This is a genomic window from Deltaproteobacteria bacterium (assembly GCA_016208165.1).
In the GTDB taxonomy this organism is placed as follows: domain Bacteria; phylum Desulfobacterota; class Desulfarculia; order JACQYL01; family JACQYL01; genus JACQYL01.
In genome coordinates this window covers 1,487-21,002 of the sequence record JACQYL010000049.1, presented here as the reverse complement: position 1 = coordinate 21,002, position 19,516 = coordinate 1,487, and the positions used below count along the sequence as shown (strand labels likewise).

Annotated in this window: 11 protein-coding genes and 2 pseudogenes (1 of these 13 only partly in view); 9 read left to right on the top strand and 4 right to left on the bottom strand. The window is 55.5% G+C overall.

Going from position 1 to position 19,516, the window contains the following annotated elements:
• Both treS and HY788_10585 read right to left on the bottom strand, forming a co-directional pair.
• The coding region (gene treS, locus HY788_10590) for a maltose alpha-D-glucosyltransferase (protein MBI4774608.1) at positions 1-3,238 on the bottom strand (3,238 nt) is incomplete at its 3' end.
• A 10-nt stretch (positions 3,239-3,248) separates the two neighbouring features.
• On the bottom strand, positions 3,249-5,240 hold the full coding sequence (locus HY788_10585; GenBank protein MBI4774607.1) for an alpha-1,4-glucan--maltose-1-phosphate maltosyltransferase: 1,992 nt from the start codon (positions 5,238-5,240) through the stop codon (positions 3,249-3,251).
• A gap of 341 nt (positions 5,241-5,581) precedes the next feature.
• Between HY788_10585 and glgA the strand changes: the two genes are divergently transcribed.
• The 4 genes and pseudogenes from glgA (at position 5,582) to HY788_10565 (ending at position 13,984) form a co-directional block, all read left to right on the top strand.
• Positions 5,582-6,805, top strand: a complete 1,224-nt coding sequence (gene glgA, locus HY788_10580; GenBank protein MBI4774606.1) for a glycogen synthase — start codon at positions 5,582-5,584, stop codon at positions 6,803-6,805.
• A 279-nt stretch (positions 6,806-7,084) separates the two neighbouring features.
• Positions 7,085-9,190, top strand: coding sequence for a glycogen debranching protein GlgX (gene glgX / locus HY788_10575; protein ID MBI4774605.1), 2,106 nt, complete (start codon positions 7,085-7,087; stop codon positions 9,188-9,190).
• Position 9,191: 1 nt separating this feature from the next.
• Positions 9,192-13,521 (top strand): annotated as a pseudogene (treY, locus tag HY788_10570) (malto-oligosyltrehalose synthase).
• 52 nt (positions 13,522-13,573) lie between these two features.
• Positions 13,574-13,984, top strand: a complete 411-nt coding sequence (locus HY788_10565; protein ID MBI4774604.1) for a hypothetical protein — start codon at positions 13,574-13,576, stop codon at positions 13,982-13,984.
• Positions 13,985-14,007: 23 nt separating this feature from the next.
• Here HY788_10565 and HY788_10560 read toward each other — a convergent pair whose 3' ends face one another.
• Entirely contained in the window at positions 14,008-14,682 is a 675-nt protein-coding gene (locus HY788_10560) for a response regulator transcription factor (protein ID MBI4774603.1), read from the bottom strand.
• A gap of 341 nt (positions 14,683-15,023) precedes the next feature.
• Positions 15,024-15,218, bottom strand: coding sequence for a ferredoxin (locus HY788_10555; protein ID MBI4774602.1), 195 nt, complete (start codon positions 15,216-15,218; stop codon positions 15,024-15,026).
• Between the two features lie 511 nt (positions 15,219-15,729).
• Here HY788_10555 and HY788_10550 point away from each other — a divergent pair.
• The 5 genes and pseudogenes from HY788_10550 to HY788_10530 form a co-directional block, all read left to right on the top strand.
• Positions 15,730-15,843, top strand: coding sequence for a DUF1328 domain-containing protein (locus tag HY788_10550; GenBank protein MBI4774601.1), 114 nt, complete (start codon positions 15,730-15,732; stop codon positions 15,841-15,843).
• A gap of 246 nt (positions 15,844-16,089) precedes the next feature.
• Entirely contained in the window at positions 16,090-17,772 is a 1,683-nt protein-coding gene (locus tag HY788_10545; protein MBI4774600.1) for a two-component sensor histidine kinase, read from the top strand.
• A 73-nt stretch (positions 17,773-17,845) separates the two neighbouring features.
• Positions 17,846-18,298: a response regulator gene (locus HY788_10540; GenBank protein MBI4774599.1), complete on the top strand. Its 453-nt coding sequence runs from the start codon at positions 17,846-17,848 to the stop codon at positions 18,296-18,298.
• A gap of 53 nt (positions 18,299-18,351) precedes the next feature.
• The gene (locus HY788_10535) at positions 18,352-19,254 is read left to right on the top strand and encodes a response regulator (GenBank protein ID MBI4774598.1); all 903 of its coding nucleotides are present in this window, start codon (positions 18,352-18,354) and stop codon (positions 19,252-19,254) included.
• Positions 19,255-19,329: 75 nt separating this feature from the next.
• A pseudogene (locus tag HY788_10530) lies at positions 19,330-19,516 on the top strand (anion permease); it runs 1,486 nt beyond the window's last position.

Below are 19,516 nucleotides of genomic sequence, written 5' to 3'. Positions count from 1 at the left end.
GCTCCAGCTCTTCGCGGCGCCGGGGAAGGAATGCGGCTTCCGAGACCGTCTCGAGGTAACCCTTCAGAAATGTCGCGGATACCCACGAGTACCAGACTCCAGCCATGGCATCCAGGCGGGGATGATCCTCCGGCGTCAGCAGAGCGCGCGCCTCCAAGGCAAAGAGGGCTGAATGAGCGGCATAGTGGAAGGATCGGATCATTCCCGCTACGTCCCTCAGGGGTGATCGTTTGATCCGTCGCTCGGAGATGGGGCGCGCGGGCTCCCCCTCGAAATCGATGATCACAAAATCCTTGCCCGTATACAGCACTTGGCCCAGGTGGTAGTCGCCGTGGCAGCGGATTCGCAATGCCTCGATCTTACGATCCGGCAGAGATTGGAAACATTTCATGATGTTCTCTTTCCGGTCGAGGATGACTTGAGCCTCCAGCTGCAATTCTCCGGACAGGGTTTTCAGCTGTTTCTGCAGAAGCCGGAAGACCTGGCCGGCAAGCGTCCGCATGGACTGGTAAAGAGACCGCAGGTAGAGTTTGGAAAAAGCCTCCGGCGCGAAGGAAGGATCCTCTGTCGGCGACGCCAAGGCGAGATGGAGTTCCCCTGTTCGCTGTCCCAGCAAATGGGCGGAGTCCGAGTAGGCGCCGATAAGATCCAGGATTTCAGGCGGAGCGGGTCCATCGCTCAGGCCGAGGAGCGAAGCTTTCCATTCGGGGACCTGAGCGGGCCCAATGCGTCGAGCCAGAACATCCTCGAAATAATGGCCGAGAACGCCCAAGGTGTACTGCCATGCATCCCCCCGGTTCGGAACGAACTCCTGGAGGATAGCCATGGTCATAGGCTCTCCGCGGCCGCCGTGATACTCGAGGTAACCCGCCACGGGAGGCGAATGATCAAAGCCTTTCTCCGTGAGGTACCGACCTATCTCCAGGTCAGGGTTGAGACCCTCCTGAAGCCGCCTGAGGAATTTGAGGATGAACGTCTCCCCGTACGTCACCGAGGTATTGGTTTGTTCGGATCTAAGCACGGACGGCTCCAGGCTCTTTACCTCCCGCTGTGTTAACCTTCGATAGCTCGGGGTAACGGTTGCGATGATTTCACCGGAGCCGCCCCTCTTTCGTTGTCGCTTTCCTATGGCGTTCAACAAGGCCCGGCAAAAATCCTTCCCCGCCAACGCGTCATAAAGGACCCCTTCCTCACCTTCGCTTTTGATCACACAGCGCGCCACAAGGGCTTCAGGGTGCTCGCGCATGATCTCATGAAGCTGCTCTCCCGAAGCATAAGAGAACGGAACGGCGTATATCTCGGCTTCGGCGTCCAAGTAATCCACCTGAATAAGAGAAATCATTGCATCCGACGATCGGTCTTCCAAAGGGAGGAGGTCTTGGATACGGACCAACGTGATCTCACGGGCTTTACTCCCGAACCAGCGACTCCTCTCGAGATAGTTCTTAATCACGGACTCCAGTTCGGGATTCCCTTTCGCCATAAAAAGGTCCCGCCAATTGCCTTCGGTCTCGAGTACCGGAAGATCGCCCGAGCTTTCCTTGGCGGCCTGCAAGGCGGCCGCATAGGGCTTCTGAGGCGCTAGATCGAACCAGTAAAAGGCGTGGGGACCAAGGGTGAAGCTGTACGGAGCTTCGGAAACCGGGGGAAATTGAGTTAGTCCGAATACCTCCGTTGGGGTCAACCCCTTGAACCGGGAAAGGTTCAGCTCCATGTACTGAACAAATCGGGACAGATTAGCCACCACGAGGATATGTTGGTCCTCGTAGCTTCTCACAAAGGCTAGGACTTTTTGGTTGTCCGATTGCAGGAAATCTATGCTGCCCCGAGTGAAGGCCCTGATCCGTTTCCTGAGACCGATAAGCCGCTTGTTCCACCAGAACAGAGAACTCATGTTCTTCTCTTGGGCCTCCACGTTGACGACTTCGTAATGGTACTCCGGATCGATAATGATCGGTAAGTAGAGACGCTGAGGATTTGCCCGCGAAAAACCCGCGTTCCGGTCCGAGCTCCATTGCATGGGCGTGCGCACGCCGTTACGGTCGCCCAGATAGATATTGTCCCCCATGCCGATCTCGTCTCCGTAGTAGATCACGGGCGTTCCAGGCATGGAGAAGAGCAGGCATGTCATGAGTTCGATCCGCCTGCGGTTGTTTTCCAACAGAGGCGCCAATCTTCTCCGAATGCCGAGATTGATCCGAGCCCGGGAATCCCTTGCATAGGCTCGATACATAAAGTCACGTTCCTCGTCCGTGACCATTTCCAGGGTCAACTCATCGTGGTTGCGCAAAAAAACGGCCCACTGGCAGGTTTCGGGTATGGGGGGTGTTTGATCCAGGATATCGATGATGGGAAAGCTGTCCTCCATGCGGATGGCCATGAAAAGCCGGGGCATGAGCGGCAAGTGGAAGGCCATGTGACACTCATCCCCCGCGCCGAAGTAGGCCACTGCGTCTTCCGGCCATTGGTTCGCCTCTCCCAGGATCATTCGATGTTTGAAATTCTTATCTATATGGGCGCGCATACGTTTGAGAAACTGGTGCGTTTCCGGCAGGTTTTCGCAATTGGTGCCTTCCCGTTCGAACAGATAGGGAACAGCATCCAATCGGAGACCATCCACGCCGAGGCCGAACCAAAAATCGAGCACCCGAAGGATCTCCCGCTGAACCCTGGGGTTGTCGTAGTTCAAGTCGGGCTGATGGGAATAGAACCGGTGCCAGTAATAGGCCTGGGCCTCCCGGTCCCAGGCCCAATTGGAGGACTCGAAATCCTGAAAAATGATCCGGGTCTCCTTGTATCGATCCGGCGCATCGCTCCACACGTAGTAGTTGCGCCACCGGTTTCCGGGCGCGGGTCGGCGCGCCCGCCGGAACCAGGGGTGTTGATCTGAAGTGTGATTGATCACCAACTCCGTGATGACCCTCAGGTTGCGGTTGTGAGCCTCTCGAAGAAAGGTCTTGAAGTCGTGAAGCGATCCATAATCAGGATGGATGCCGGTGTAGTCGGCGATGTCATAGCCGTCGTCCTTTAAAGGTGAAGGGCAGAAAGGCTGAAGCCACAGGGCGGTAACACCCAGATCTTGAAGATAATCCAACTTCCGGGTCAGCCCACGGAAATCCCCCACTCCGTCCTCGTTACTATCGTAGAACGTCTTTACGTGGAGCTGATAGATGATGGCGTCCTTGTACCAGAGCGGATCTTCATCCAAGATGTTGCGATCTTTCTCTTCTTTCACCAAGCCGAATCTCCTACATGAAATAATCAAAATCGCGTTCCGTGCGCACCCGCCGTCGTATACGAAAGATGTGGGCCGGGACTACCGCAGGGTTGGTCTCGACATAATTCCTGGATCCTTTCCACAGGTAGCGGGCGTCACTCACGAGGTCGTGGACCTGGTAAGGCCGAAGAGGGTCAAGTCCCCAATCAACGAGGGGAATATCCATCCAGGCCGCATGCGTATGATGAGGATCCAGATTGACCACAACGAGAATGATGTTGGATCGGTCCGTGGTCTGCTTGCTGTAGCAGATAAGTTGGTCATTGCTGCTTGGATGAAATCGGAGACTTCGGTCGCTCTGGAGCGCCGGGTTTTCTTTCCGTATGCGGTTTATCCGGGCAATGAAGTCCTTCAGGCTGTCCGGGCGTTCAATATCCCAGTGCCTGATTTCGTACTTTTCCGAATTCAGGTATTCTTCTTCCCCCGGCCCTCGGGGCCGGGCTTCGCAGAGTTCGAAAGCGGGCCCGTAGATGCCGTAATTGGCGCCCAGAGTTGCAGCCAGGACCAACCGGCTCATGAACGCCGGCCTTCCGCCGATTTGAAGGTATTCCGTCAGGATATCCGGGGTATTGGGCCATAGATTCGGGCGGAAAAACTCGCTTGCCTCGGTCTGTGTCAGCTCCTCGAAATATCGTGAGATTTCCGAACTCGTATTGCGCCAGGCAAAGTAGGTGTAGGATTGGGTGAAACCCAGCTTTGCCAGACGATACATCACCTTCGGGCGGGTGAAGGCCTCGGCTAAGAATACGACCTCGGGGTATTTCTTTTTGATTTCATTGATGAGGCATTCCCAGAAGGGAAACGGCTTTGTGTGGGGGTTATCCACACGGAATATTCGCACACCCTGCTCGATCCAGAAAAGCACCACCCCTTTCAGTTCTTCCCATAGCGACTTCCAGTTCTCTGTCTCAAAGTCCAACGGGAAAATGTCTTCGTATTTCTTGGGTGGGTTTTCCGAATATTGAATCGTTCCATCGGGGCGAGTGCGAAACCATTCCGGGTGCTCCCTCACATAAGGATGATCGGGTGAACATTGAAAGGCCAGATCCAGAGCGATCTCGATCCCGTAGTCTTTCGCCTTATCCATGAAGCGAAGAAAATCCTCCGGCGTGCCCAGGTCGGGATGGATATTCCTGTGTCCTCCGGCCTCGGAGCCTATGGCCCATGGGCTCCCCGTATCCCCAGACCCGGCCTCGGAAATATTATTTTTGCCTTTTCGATCGGTAAATCCAATAGGGTGGATGGGAGGCAGGTAAAGCACGTCGAAACCCATTTGGGCAATGTAAGGAAGCCTTGCCTCGCATTCCCTCAAGGTGGCGTGGCGGCCCGGTTTATCGGCGCAAGAACGAGGAAACATTTCGTACCAGGAACTGAATCCGGCCTTCTCCCGATCCACGACCACGGACAATTCCGTGTCATAGGTAGCGGCGGATCGCTTGTCAGGGTAGCGGGACATAAGGTCCGCCAGATCTCCAAACTGATTCGGGATGGCACGATCCTTCCATCTCTCTTGGGAGTTCAGAGCGGCCGCCCGTTCCAAAAGAAGTCCCGCGTCACTGCCGGATGCGCGGAGGGCCGCCTCTCGAACGATCCGTGCTCCCTCGAGCAGATCAACGGATACATCCTGTCCTGCTTCGAGCTTTTTGTTCAGCTTCTTTTGCCACGTCTTGAATCGATCCACCCAGGCTTGAATGCCGTACTGATAACGTCCCAAATCGGTTACCGCAAAAGATCCTTGCCGGCGATCGTTGACCAGGGATATCATAGGAATTTCAAACCACTCAGGTTCCCCGTACTTACGGTAAAGGAGCACACAGGAGATCTCGTCATGGCCGTCTGCAAAGATATCCGCCTCCACAACCACTTTCTCGCCGACGGTTCGCTTGATGGGGAAACGGCCTGCATCAATCTCCGGCGTCACATGTTCAATGACGATTCTGATTCTTTCATCATCTGTTTTCATCAGGAATCCCATAACGTACGTCCATCTAAACGCATGAACAAAATAGTATTTCCTGCTAGTGGTCAAAGGGGCGGCAACACCCACATTTGTTGTCACATGAAAATGACAAAATAGTTATGTCTTGGTTATTCTTTTCATTTTATTATCAGATTCTTTAAAAAAATTCAAGTTTGACCCAATGACTGATAGTATGGATCACGTGTAAGCCTACTTTCCAATCCTTATTACAGAGTTCACCCGGGCTTCAGCCGATAAAAACAGTACGTGGATACATTCGATACTCCAAAATGCTTTGACCTTCGTTCTGCTCGATGAGCCGGCTCAAGAAAGCGATCACACATATGGAAATTGTTTTACTGTCCAAGGAATATCCGCCCCACGTTTATGGAGGCGCGGGCGTTCACGTGGATTACCTCTCACGGGCCCTCGCGAACGTGGGAAAGGGCTCGCATACCATAAGGGTCTTCTGCTTCGGAGACCAGAACGAGCATACGGACAACCTCGTGGTTCGAGGCATTGATCCGAACGTAACTTTGCCGCCCCTCCGGGATCCCAGGCATAAAAGCGTGCAGGATGCGCTCCAAAGAAACCTGTTTATGGTCCCCGCATTGAACCACCCGGACATCGTTCACTGCCACACGTGGTATACGATGCTGGCCGGATGCATTGCGAAGCAGCTTTATGGGGCGCCGCTGGTGGTGACCGCCCATTCTCTTGAACCCCTCCGACCCTGGAAGGAGGAGCAGCTGGGAAGCGGTTACGAGTTGAGCAAATGGCTGGAAAAAACGGGTTTCCAAAACGCCGACGGGGTCATTGCTGTTTCTGAATCCATGAAACAAGACGTGCATCGCATCTACGGCGTGCCTGAAGAGAAAATCGCCCTGATCCATAACGGGATTGACGATCATCAGTATCGCCCCAAAAGAGATCCCGGCGTACCGGCCTCCTACGGGATCGACCCTGAACGACCTTACGTTCTCTGTGTGGCCCGAATGGCGAGACAGAAGGGGATCATTCATTTCCTGAATTCGGTTCCGCACCTGCGTCCCGGCACCCAGGTGCTCCTGTGCGTCAGCTCCCCGGATACGGCCCAAATCGAAATTGAAATCTCCGCGAAGGTGCAACAGCTCAGGACCCGATCGGATCATCCCGTGATCTGGGTTGATCAAACGGTTCCCAGGGAGGATTTGATCTCGCTTTACAGCCATGCCGCTCTTTTCGTTTGTCCCTCGATTTACGAACCTTTCGGACTGATCAATCTCGAGGCGATGGCCTGCGGAACACCGGTAGTAGCCTCGGCAGTCGGAGGCATACCTGAAGTGGTGGCGGACGGCGAAACAGGTGTCCTGGTGCCCTTCGAGCCGGCTGTTCCCGACAATCCGGAGCCTAGGGACCCTGAACGGTTCGCCCATGATCTGGCCCGGGCCGCGAACGGGTTGTTGTCCGACCCGGTGATCCGTGAATCCATGGGAATCGCCGCCCGAAAAAGGGTAAGCAGCCGATTCCGCTGGGAAGTCATCGCTCGGGAAACATTGAAATTTTATTCAAGGCTGATAAAGTCGTAACATGACGAGCCGAACGACGAACATGGGCCGACAGCGTCCACGTCAGATGCTACATGCATACCGACTGCAATCATATAAACAAGGTTGAAATCCTAAAATACAGTGTTTACCCCATTACACCTCTCATTATTCGGTAACACAATGCCCGGAGGCCTCTAATCCTGGACATGTCGTTCGTACGGATAGACTTATAGAATGGGGAACTCCTCATGTGTGTTTCCGGCGATGTTCACGAGCCCGTTTCGAAAAATACCTTGAAGCGAGAAGGGAGTGTCACCTATGGATACATGGCCCGGGAAGCCCTATCCTTTGGGCGCCACCTTCGATGGTGTGGGTACCAACTTCTCCATTTTCTCGGAGGCGGCGGAGAGAGTCGAGCTCTGTCTCTTTGATGAGAACGGGGAGGAGCACCGAACGGATCTTCCCGAAGTCACCGGCTTCTGCTGGCATGGATACTTACCGGAGGTGCAGCAGGGGCAGCTGTACGGTTACAGAGTACACGGACCTTGGGCCCCCGAACAGGGTCACCGGTGCAACCCGGCCAAACTCTTGCTCGATCCTTATGCCAAGGCCGTCGATGGAGAGGTGAATTGGAACGAGGCCGTGTTCCCCTATCGGTTCGATGATCCCGACAGCGCCATCAACGAGGAAGACAGCGCGCCCTTCGTTCCACGATCTGCGGTGATCAATCCGTATTTTGACTGGGGAAACGACCAACCTCTCGGCAGACCTCTTCATGAAACCGTGATTTACGAGGTCCACGTCAAGGGTTTCACCCAAGAACTCCCCGACATCCCCTCTGAATTGAGAGGCACCTATGCCGGGCTTGCCCATCCCGCCGCCCTCGAATACCTGACCCGATTGGGCGTAACCGCCGCGGAGCTGCTCCCCGTGCATCAGTTCATACACGACGCGCACCTGGTGGAACGGGGCCTTCGCAACTACTGGGGATATAACTCCATCGCCTATTTCGCCCCGCACTGCGGGTATGCGAGCCGAGGGCGCCTCGGCCAACAGGTCCAGGAGTTCAAGCAGATGGTCAAAAACCTGCACGAGGGAGGGCTCGAGGTGATTCTGGACGTGGTGTACAACCACACGGCGGAGGGCAACCACCTTGGACCGATGCTCTGCTTCAAGGGGATAGACAACATGGCGTATTATCGCCTCGTGGAGGACGATCGTCGCTACTACAGGGACTATACCGGCACGGGAAACAGCCTGAACATGCGGCACCCGCATGTGCTTCAGTTCATCATGGATTCCCTTCGTTACTGGATCCTCGAGATGCACGTGGATGGATTCCGATTCGACCTGGCATCGACACTGGCTCGTGAGCTGCATGAAGTGGACAGGCTTTCCGCGTTCTTCGACCTGGTCCAGCAGGATCCGGTGGTCAGCCAGGTGAAGCTCATTGCCGAACCGTGGGACGTGGGCGAGGGAGGTTACCAGGTGGGTAATTTTCCTCCCCAGTGGTCCGAGTGGAACGGCAAATACCGCGACAGTGTCCGTGATTTCTGGCGCGGTCAGGGCCAGACCCTGGCCGAATTCGCTTTTCGGTTCACCGGCAGCTCGGACCTTTACGAAAGAACCACCAGAAGGCCTAACGCGAGCATCAATTTCATCACGGCCCATGACGGTTTCACCCTCCATGACCTGGTCTCCTACAACGATAAACACGATGAGGCCAACGGCGAGGGAAACCAGGACGGTGAAAACGACAATCGCTCCTGGAACTGCGGCGAAGAAGGCCTCACGGGCAATCCGGACATCCTGTCGCTCAGAGCCAAACAAGCGCGCAACTTCCTGGTCACGCTGCTCCTGTCGCAGGGCGTGCCCATGCTCCTCGGGGGAGACGAGATCGGCCGTACACAGCAGGGCAACAACAACGGCTATTGCCAGGACAACGAGATCTCGTGGTTTGACTGGGAGAACACGGATGAAGACCTTCTGCAATTCACCCGAACGCTCATCCGGTTCAGGTCCGAACACCCGGTTTTCAGGCGTCGGGGTTGGTTTCTCGGCAGGGCCATTCACGGGAGCGGCGTCGAGGACATCGACTGGTTCACGCCCGACGGCATCGAGATGGCCGAAGAAAACTGGGGCCAGGACTTCGCCAAGTCCCTGGCCGTCTTCCTGAACGGCGAGGCCATACACTATCCGGGTTCCCGAGGCGAGAAAATCATCGATGACTCTTTTCTAGTCCTTTTCAACGCCCACCATGAATCGATCCCTTTTACCCTGCCCGGTCCCGAATGGGGAAAAGAGTGGATTCGAGTGCTCGACACCGCGGAAGGGGGATTCATCGGAGATGAAAAGACCCTGTCCGCCGGGGACAAGATCCCGGTCCAGGCCCGATCCCTTGTTTTGCTGATCAGGAAGGATTGAGATGATCCGGGTACCTACAGCGACCTACCGGCTCCAGTTCAATCCGGGCTTTACGTTCGAGGACGCGGAAAGCGTTGCGGACTACTTGTCGGCCCTGGGTGTCAGTCACATCTATGCCTCCCCTTACCTCCAGGCCGCGCGGGGCAGCACCCACGGATACGATGGGGCAGATACTGGATGTGGTTCCCAACCACATGGCCATTACCGGGCCGGAAAATGCCTGGTGGTGGGATGTCCTGGAGAACGGTCCTTCTAGCCCGTATGCCGCCTACTTTGATGTGGACTGGAATCCGTCGGACGAGCGAATGGGCAATAAAATCCTTCTTCCCATCCTCGGGGACCACTATGGCCGGGCCCTCGAGGCGGGAGAAATCCGCCTGCGCCACGAGGAAGGGCGGTTTTCTATCCACTATTATGATCACAGACTTCCCGCGTCTCCGGGGTCTCTGATCGGTATACTCGACCGGGCCGCCGGCATTTCAGGCTCTGAACAACTCGCCTGCATCGCGGACGTGCTTCGCTATCTCCCCCTTCCGAAGGCGCACGAGTTCGAACACACCCGGCGGCGGCATCGGAATTGGACCTTTATCCGGAAACTGCTGTGCCGTCTGATCGAGGAGTCTAAGGAGACCCACGCCCTAATAGACCAAGTGGTTGGGGAGGTCAGCGCCTCTCCCGATCTTTTGGACGCCTTTCTCGAGGGACAGAATTACCGGCCGGCCTTCTGGCGCACGGCGGCGCGTGATCTGGGCTATCGACGCTTCTTCGACATCAACAGCCTCATCGGTATGCGCATCGAGGACGAAAACGTCTTTGCGGACACGCACCGGCTCATCCTTAACTGGTTGCGTGGAGGAGTGATCGATGGTCTCAGGATCGATCATCCGGACGGTCTCAGAGATCCGGAGCAGTATTTCAATCGTCTGCGGGCCGCGGCTCCGGAAGCCTGGATTGTGGCGGAAAAGATCCTCTTCCCCGGAGAACGGCTCCCCGACACATGGGCGGTCGAAGGCACTACGGGATATGATTTCCTCAACCTTTCGGACGGGCTGTTCATAGACCCTTCGGGGGAAAAGCCCATGACGGACTTTTATGCGGAATTTACCGGCGAGCAGACGGACTATCGCAGGATCGCCGGAGAGAAGAGACATCAGGTCCTGCGCGAATTGCTTGCAAGCGACTTGAATCGTCTGATCGATTTGGCCGCTCAGATCTGCGAGCGGCATCGCCGGTACCGGGACTACACTCGATGGGAGCTCGGGGAGGCGATCGGCGAACTCATAGCCTGCTTCCCTGTTTACCGCACGTACGTGAGAGATAATCAGAAAGAAATCAGGGAAGAAGACAGAAACGTCATCCACGAGGCCGTAAGCGTCGCCAAAACGGCCAGACCAGAGCTGGATCCCGAACTATTCGATTTTCTCGGAAGCTTGCTCGTTCTGGAACGCAGGGGAGAGCTCGAAACCGAATGGGTCATGCGGTTTCAGCAACTGACCGGTCCTGCGACGGCCAAAGGTATCGAGGATACGGCCTTCTATTGTTTCAATCGGCTAATATCTCTCAATGAGGTGGGAGGGAATCCGTCCCGATTCGGAGTCTCGGTGGAGGACTTTCACCAGGCCATGGTCGAAGCCGCAACTCATCACCCTTATGCCATGCTCGCCACCTCGACCCACGACACCAAGCGAAGCGAAGACGTACGCGCCCGCTTGGCGCTCCTGTCGGAAATCCCCGTGCGTTGGGCCAAGGCGGTGAGACGCTGGTCCACCCGCAACGACCGATACCGTCTCGAAAACGTCCCGGATCGGAATACGGAATATTTTCTGTACCAATCCCTCGTGGGGGCATGGCCCATCGAGGTGGAGCGTGTTCTCACTCTAATGGAAAAAGCGGCGCGGGAAGCCAAAACTCACACCTGCTGGACGAAACCGGAAGAGGTCTATGAAAAGAATCTTCTCGGATTCGTCAAGGCCATATTTGGCGATGAGGAATTCCGGGCGGACCTCGAAGCATTCGTTGCGTCCCTTGTGCACCCCGGCAGAATTAACTCGATGTCCCAGGCGCTGCTGAAACTGACGGCGCCGGGAGTTCCCGATTTCTACCAGGGCACGGAGTTGTGGAACCTGAACCTGGTGGACCCGGACAACCGCCGGCCTGTGGACTTCGACCTGCGCCGCCGGCTTCTGGAGGAGTTGCATACGCTTTCTCCTCCTGAGATTCTATCGAGAATGGATGAGGGCCTGCCGAAGTTGAGGGTGATTCACGATGTGCTGGGATTGCGCCGGCGACGGCCTGAAGCATTTCGTGCGGGTGAATACAGGCCTCTTTACGCCCAAGGCCAAAAGGCGGACCATGTGGTCGCTTTTCTCAGGAGTGAAGAAATCCTGACCGTGGTTCCCCGGCTCTTCCTCTCGCTAAATGGGGAATGGGGAGATACGAGGTTGGAAATTCCTCCGGGCCGGTGGCGCAATCAATTGACCGGAGACAAAGTCAAAGGCGGGAATGTGCCGGTTCAGGATTTGCTGGCCTCGTTTCCGGTGGTCCTTCTGTCAAAGGAGTAGGTCTGCATGGGAATTCTCAGGGTCTGGGCCCCCGAGTCGCGACGCGTTGAAGTTGAGGTACGGAAGCGGCGACTCGACATGGAAAGTAGTCGATGCGGTTGGTGGAAGCTGGAAACGCCTCTGGCCGAACACGGCGCCGATTACACGTTCGTCTTGGACGGCGGCAACCCCTTGCCGGATCCACGATCCCCGTGGCAGCCCGAAGGCGTTCACGGTCCATCCCGAATCCTGGATCACGAGAGATTCCCCTGGACCGATGAGGACTGGCGGCAGCCCCCTCTTTCTTCGGCGGTCATCTACGAGCTTCACGTGGGAACGTTCACTCCGGAAGGCACGTTCGAAGGTGTCGTCAAAAGACTGGATCACCTTGCGGACCTTGGAATTACCCATGTTGAACTCATGCCTGTAGCGGAATTTTCAGGCGAGCGGGGCTGGGGATACGACGGAGTGGATCTATATGCCCCTCACCACGCCTACGGCGGACCCGAAGGTCTTAAACGACTGGTGGATGCCTGTCACGAGAAGGGGCTTGCCGTGATTCTGGATGTGGTTTACAACCATCTCGGTCCCGAGGGGAATTACTTGAGGCCATTTGGGCCCTACTTCACCGATCGGTATGCAACCCTTTGGGGCGAGGCCGTCAACCTCGATGGGCCGGAGAGCGACGAGGTGCGCCGCTTTTTAATTGACAATGCCCTTATGTGGTTGCGTGACTATCACATGGACGGTCTACGCATCGATGCCGTGCATGCCATCCTTGATACCTCGGCGATCCATTTCCTGGAACAGCTCGCCGTCGAAGTAAAAGATCTGGAATCCCAACTGGGCCGGCGTCTGGTGCTCATTGCCGAGAGCGACCTCAACGATCCCCGCGTGGTGCGCTGCCGGGAGGTGGGGGGATACGGAATCGACGCTCAGTGGAACGAGGATTTTCACCACGCCCTGCATGCCGTTCTCACCGGCGAGCGGAACGGGTACTATCGAGATTTCGGACGATTGGCCGACTTGGCCAAGGTACTGACCCGAGGATTTGTATACGACGGTTCCTATTCCTATTACCGGCGGAGGAGTCACGGTAGGCCGGCCGCGGACCTCTCCGGTCACCGATTTGTAGGCTGTCTCCAGAACCACGACCAGGTGGGCAATCGAGCCGTCGGGGAACGCGCCGGGCATTTGCTCTCGTTGGGCCGGCTCAAGATCGGCGCGGCGCTGGTTTTCGCTTCCCCCTTTGTGCCCATGCTGTTTCAAGGTGAAGAGTGGGGAGCCTCGACGCCGTTCCTCTATTTTACCGATCACCAGGACGCAGCGCTTGGCGAGGCCGTCCGGCAGGGACGGAGAAAGGAATTTTCCGCCTTCGACTGGAATCCGGAAGATATCCCCGATCCTCAGGCCGAAGATACCTTTCTCCGATCCAAGCTCGATTGGGGCGAAGCGGCAAGCCGGCCGCATTCCGACATCCTTCAGTGGTATCGTACCCTCGTCCGCCTGCGCCGCCGTCTCCCTGCGTTACTGGATGGGAATCTCGATAAAACGATCGTGCAGTGTGATGAGACGGCGCGCCGGCTAACCATCACGCGCAGCCATGTAACGGCGGTCTGCAACTTTGCTGATGCTCCGCAACGAATACCCTGTTCCGAGTTCGAATCCAAGAAGTTGGTATTATCTTCCGAGCCCGGAGTCGTCATGGAGGGCGATACGATCCGGATGCCGGGCGAAGCGGTTGTCTTGCTAAACAAAGGTGAAAACTCTCACAGCCGTGTCGATGTATAACGCATTTTCGAGGAAATACCCACTCCGTCTGAATGGAAAACGGTTGGAAGGAATGCACAAGGAGCGCGAGGTTTGCCGTGTTCCGGCGCTAATAGGGAGGGGAGTCATCGGGACAGCCGGATTCCTGCTGTCTCCCCTGTCGTGGTGGAACGACGCGTTCGTCAATTTTCCTCTCGCCTACGGCTTTGCCTGGGTGGTGGGCAGATTTCTCAACCTGTTCATGGCCGTTCACGAATGGCTTTTTGTGAACCTCTTCGTGGCCGGGTATTTCATGACGAATCTGGCCGGCTTCCTGATGATACACTACAGCGTGTTCGGATTCAAAAAAGGTGAAACGTTTTCTATATGGAAGCAGTTGTTCATTTCGGTGATTTACACCTTGGCGATTTTGCTGTTTTTCGGACTGGATATCTGCAGGCCCGAAGAAGGGTGCAGGATCTTCCCTTCGTGGGTGAGGCCCTAGGGTGCGAACCTTTTTCGAAGGGATCAAAGATCGATGAGGTCCTTTTTGATGGCCATCTTGGTCAAGGCGGCCAGGGAACGGGCCTTCAGTTTCTCCATGATATTGTATTTGTGGGTCTCCGCGGTTTTCGGACTGATACAGAGCCGGTCGGCGATTTCCTTGGGGGTATAGCCGTCGGCCAGCAGGACAAATACTTCCTTTTCCCGGACGCTGAGCTTGGCGAGACCGTCCTTGACCTCCTCCAGGCCTTTTCCCCTTTCTCCCAGTTCCAACTCCCTCATATGGTCTTTCAGCCTTTCCTGGATGGCTTTGCTGTAATAGGTGCCGCCCGCCCGTACGGCCCTGAGCGCCAATAACAGATCCGACAAAGGTTCTTCCTTGAGCACGTAAGCGGAAACACCGCTCCCGAACAATTCGGTTACGTACTCCTTGTCCGAATACATGGAGAAAATGACGACACGGGTCCGGTCACTCCATTTCCGGATTTGATGAGCCGTTTCCACTCCATTCAAATTCGGCATGGATACATCCAGAATGATGAGATCGGGTTTGAGGGTTTTGACCTTCTCGATGGCCTCGAGACCGTCCGACGCTACACCCACCAGCTCGAAATCGGTTTCCTTTTCAATAGCCCTGCGAATGCCTTCGACCACCACGGAATGGTCGTCCGCAATCAGCACGGTCGCTTTATTACTCATGCTACACGACCTCCCGACCTTAGCCGGCATGGAAGTGGACAGACCGTGCCCTCGTCGGCCTGCGGACCCGGTCCGAACCACGATGGCAGCCGAGGGCGCTCTCGCATCCGGACCGGCCGTGCGTCTTACCCGGCTTCGGGACTCCCAAATCGTGGAGGATGATCTCTTGCCGGGGTTTGAGAGCGATCACGTGTCTTTCGTTCCCTTGTTCACACACGAAACGATTCAATATGCTCGATCACAAGTGATTCCGAACAATTATCAAAGGACTGGATGGGCGCTGTGCGCGCATTTAGGACATGGACCCCTATACACTATTATTGATCGGCGGTACGTTTCCGCTATTCTTCGACTAGGATGGCATTTTGAGGGCATTTGATGGCCACTTCCCGGCATTTGGACTCGAACTCCGTAGGAATGGGATCGATGATCACGGTGGCTCTCTTGCTTCCCTCCTGAAAACGAAATACCTCCGAGCATTCCTTGACGCATATACCTATCGTCCGGCACTTTAGTTGATCCACTTTGACTCTCATGCATGGCCTCCGTAACCGCGAACTGATCGGAAAAACGAGATAATCATGACTAATGATATACCTTCCTAAGCCCTTTATCTATAAAAAACCGCCATGTTCCCACCGCTTCGGGCCTTCAGGCCTCAACCCGAGCCTGGAGGTGGGGTATAGAGGCGCGCTCTGTCCAACCCTCCGGAGCACCGATCCCCATCAGCCCGTTGAAAAAACCGGATTGTCACAGGCCGTTGAAAAACGATGAGATGCAAGGCGCGCAAATCCCGAGGAACAAGTCGTACATAGAGTACGTCGCACTGACGAGGGATGAAGCGTCACGCCGTTGGCGTGACCGCAGATCGGTTTTTTCAACAGTCTGCTATGGATATTTCGGCCACAGAAAGAAGCCCCCACCCGCTTGTCAAAGACGCGCCGCCGACCCGAAGCGCAAACTCGTTCAAAGGGTTTCCGAGCACTGTTCTGACGGATCCTTGCCGGACGAAAACCATATTCGCAGATAAACATCGGGGGAACCCTCTTGTTCGGCTTTGGCAACATCGCGGCCGCGGCTGCGGGAATCGCCCGAATTCTGTTCCTTATTTTCCTGAGGTCGTCCTTGGATTTCTTCACCAAAGGATCCGCCGCACCGTAGTGTTTCAAACTTGTTAAAGCTAAGCCCCGCAGCCCCACGCATCGCATCAATCCCTTACACCCTGAAAAGAATCCTGGCACCCCCGCATCCGTCGTCCGATAGCCGCCCACTATGCCCTATGTCTTTTTATATCATTATATCAATAGATTATAACTCGATCTCGGTCCCACGGTCCCTGGCACGACCCTTGCTCTTTCGCCTGTCGAAGGCTGTTCTCGTTCGATCACCCGACTTGGAGGGCAAAACTTGGAAGAAAACCGATACGGCGCGCTTAGAAGACGGATCCTATCCAGCATGATTCTTGTTCCCGCCATACCTTTTATAATCGTCATGGGGGTCGGATATATTTATTTCATGGCCTCGCTGCAGGAGAGCACGCTCGCACGGCTGGTCCGAATCGTGGAAGATCACAAACACATGATCGAATCCTTCTTGTATGAGAGGCAAAGCGACCTTCGATTTGTCGCGGATTCCTATCGGTATGAAGACCTAGTTAAGCAGGGGGCGCTCCGGACCGTATTCGAGGATTTGGGGCGGAAGTCGAGCGCATTCAGTGACATCGGCCTATTCGATCAGAACGGTTTACACGTGGCCTACCACGGGCCGTACGAGTTGGCGGGCAAAGACTACAAGGATGCGGTCTGGTTCAAGTCGGTCATGGAGGAGGGGGTCTACGTCAGCGATGTGTTTCTCGGATATCGAGGGACGCCTCATTTCATCATAGCCGTCGCAAAACAAACGGAAGGTAAACCGTGGGTGATCCGGGCGACCATCGACACGTCGCTGTTTAGCAATGTCGTCGAGACCGTCCGTATCGGAAAAACCGGAGAGGCTTATATCATCAATACGGAAGGGCGGTTCCAGACCCAGCGGCGTTCTGGAGGAGCGCTGATGGATTCAGACCCGGAGGCGGAAGTCTACGGCCCACCGCATCGTATGGTCAAGACATTCACGGCGGAGGACATCGGCGGAAAGGCATATCTGTATGCCTTTACCGCACTGAAAGACAACCAGTGGATGCTCGTAGTGCGACAGGAGAAGTCGGAAGCATTTAAGGACCTTTGGCACGTAAGCATCATTGTGCTGCTGGTGGCGGTCGCCGGAGGTATTCTTATTGTCTCTATTGCATTTTACACGACCAACCGCATTGTCAACCGCATCCGGCGCACGGATACTGAAAAGAAGGAGCTTGGGCAGCAGCTGGTGTTTGCGGGCCGACTGGCCGAGATCGGCGAAATGTCGGCAGGTTTTGCTCACGAAATCAACAATCCCCTCCAGATCATCCGGGCCGAAGGGAGTCTGATCGAGACCATTCTTGACGATTTCCAAGCCCAGGGTGTGCTGAAGGACTCGGAAGACCTGGCACAGATTAAGGATTCTTTGCATCAGGTGCATATTCAGGTGGATCGGTGCGGGGAGATCACCCAGGGACTGCTCAAGTTTGCGCGGCAAAAAGAGTCCAGCCGGCAGCCCGTGGATCTCCACGTTTTCCTGCCGGAAGTCGTCGGACTGGTGAAGCGGAAGGCGGGGGTGGAAGGGGTTTCCCTGAGCGTTGACATACCGGACGACTTGGCCAATGTCCAAGCGGACCCTGCTCAGTTGCAGCAGGTCATCGTGAACCTGCTCAACAACGCGTTGTACGCCATCGCTGAAAAGCACGGGCCCTCGGGCGGGGAATTGGCGTTGGAGGCAAGACCCGGATCCAACGGAAAAGTGCTTCTCTCCGTTCGCGACAACGGTTCCGGCATCAGCAAAGAGCACATGGAAAAGATCTTTACACCGTTCTTTACAACCAAACCCGTTGGAAAAGGAACCGGACTAGGGCTTTCCATCTGTTACGGCATCATCAGCAAGATGGGCGGAACCATGGAGGTATCGAGTGAACAAGGAAAAGGCACCACATTTACAGTGGTGATGAACGCGGCGTGAGTAAACGAAGGCCTCCGCGGCGACGCTTATTCGGATGCGGATCAGGCCTAAAAGGGATTCGGAGGCAAAATTCATGGAACTGAAACTCATGCTGGTGGATGATGAAACGCGATTCCTGGAAACCACCCAAAAATTGCTTTCCAGGAAAGGATACCAGGTGGAAACGGCCTCGAGCGGACGTGAGGCCTTGGACAAACTCCAAACTCAGGACATCCATGTGGCCATCCTGGATGTGAAAATGCCTGGAATGGATGGCGTAGAAACCTTGCGTGAAATCAAGCGGCGATTTCCTCTGGTGGAGGTGATCATGCTTACCGGGCACGCCACGGTGGAATCAGCCGTGGAGGGCCTGAAATGCGGCGCATTCGATTACCTGATGAAACCGTGCGACATCGATGAGTTGTTGGCAAAGGCGCGGACGGCGTTCGAAAAGCGAAAGAACATCGAGGAAAAAATCCGCATCGCCCAGTCACGCACATACATGAAGTCTCCCAGGGAAATTCTGAAACAGTTCGGCGAAAACTGATTCCGGCGCTCCCGGACAGCCGTGAGGCTGCAAACAAAGAGAGGTCTAAGACTATGTCGAAGATCAAAGTGCTGATGGTGGATGACGAAGCACAGTTTCGTGCCACCACCTCGAAGATTCTGACGAAGAGAGGATATGACACCACAGTGGCGGCCAGTGGAGAAGAGGCCGTAGAGGTCTTGAAGAAACGGCCCCAGGATGTGGTGGTGTTGGACATCAAGATGCCGGGCATGGACGGCCATGAGGCGCTGGCCCGGATCAAAGAGATCAACCCGGAAACACAGGTAATCATGCTGACCGGGCACGGAGCCACGGATTCGGCCAAGGAATCGCTGAAAAAAGGGGCATTTGACTACTTGAGCAAGCCCTGCGACATCGACCTCCTAGCCACGCGGATCAATGACGCCTACTCTGCGGTTCATAAACCGCCAAAAGAGGAAAAACGGGCGAGGGATATCATGATCCCCCTGGAGGACTACACGACGCTGGATCCGGAAGCTACAATCCAGGACGCCATCTTGAAGCTCAAACGCTCCTTCGAGGAGCTTTTGACCACCAGCCGGCTCATGACGAGCGGGCACCGCTCGCTTCTGGTCCTGGATAAACGGGGTGAACTCATCGGGATCCTGAGCATTATGGACCTGCTCGCGGCCCTGAGACCTTCCTACTTGTCCGCCCCTAAACCTTCCCTCGCGGACAGCATGCAGTATTCCCACATGTTTTGGAGCGGTCTCTTCACTTCGCAGGTCAAACAACTGGCCAAGAAGCGGATCGGGGAAATTATGTCTCCTCCTCCGCCCGCCATCGACGAAGACACGAACCTCATGGAAATCACCGATCTCCTATACACGGAGCAAAGCAGGCGGCTCGTGGTGACGCGCCAGGGAAAGGTGGTCGGTGTTGTGCGAGAACAGGAGGTCTTCTTCGAAGTGGCGCGCACCATCGCGGAAATGTGATGACCATTCGAACTCGATGACAGCCTGCTCACCGGAACATGAATTGTGGAAGGGAGCGCTGAAGGAGAAAGAGATATGACGACAGCTATACACAAAAAAGCCACCGGCTATGATAAATATGTAGATTGGAAGCTCTTTATTATTCCAGTCGTCTTGTTTTTCGTGATCCTATTCATGCCGACGCCCTACGGCATGAAAGACGTGGCGACGGAGTACAAAGTGGGGCCCAAAAGCGTCGTGAACTTTATCAGCACGCAACTGT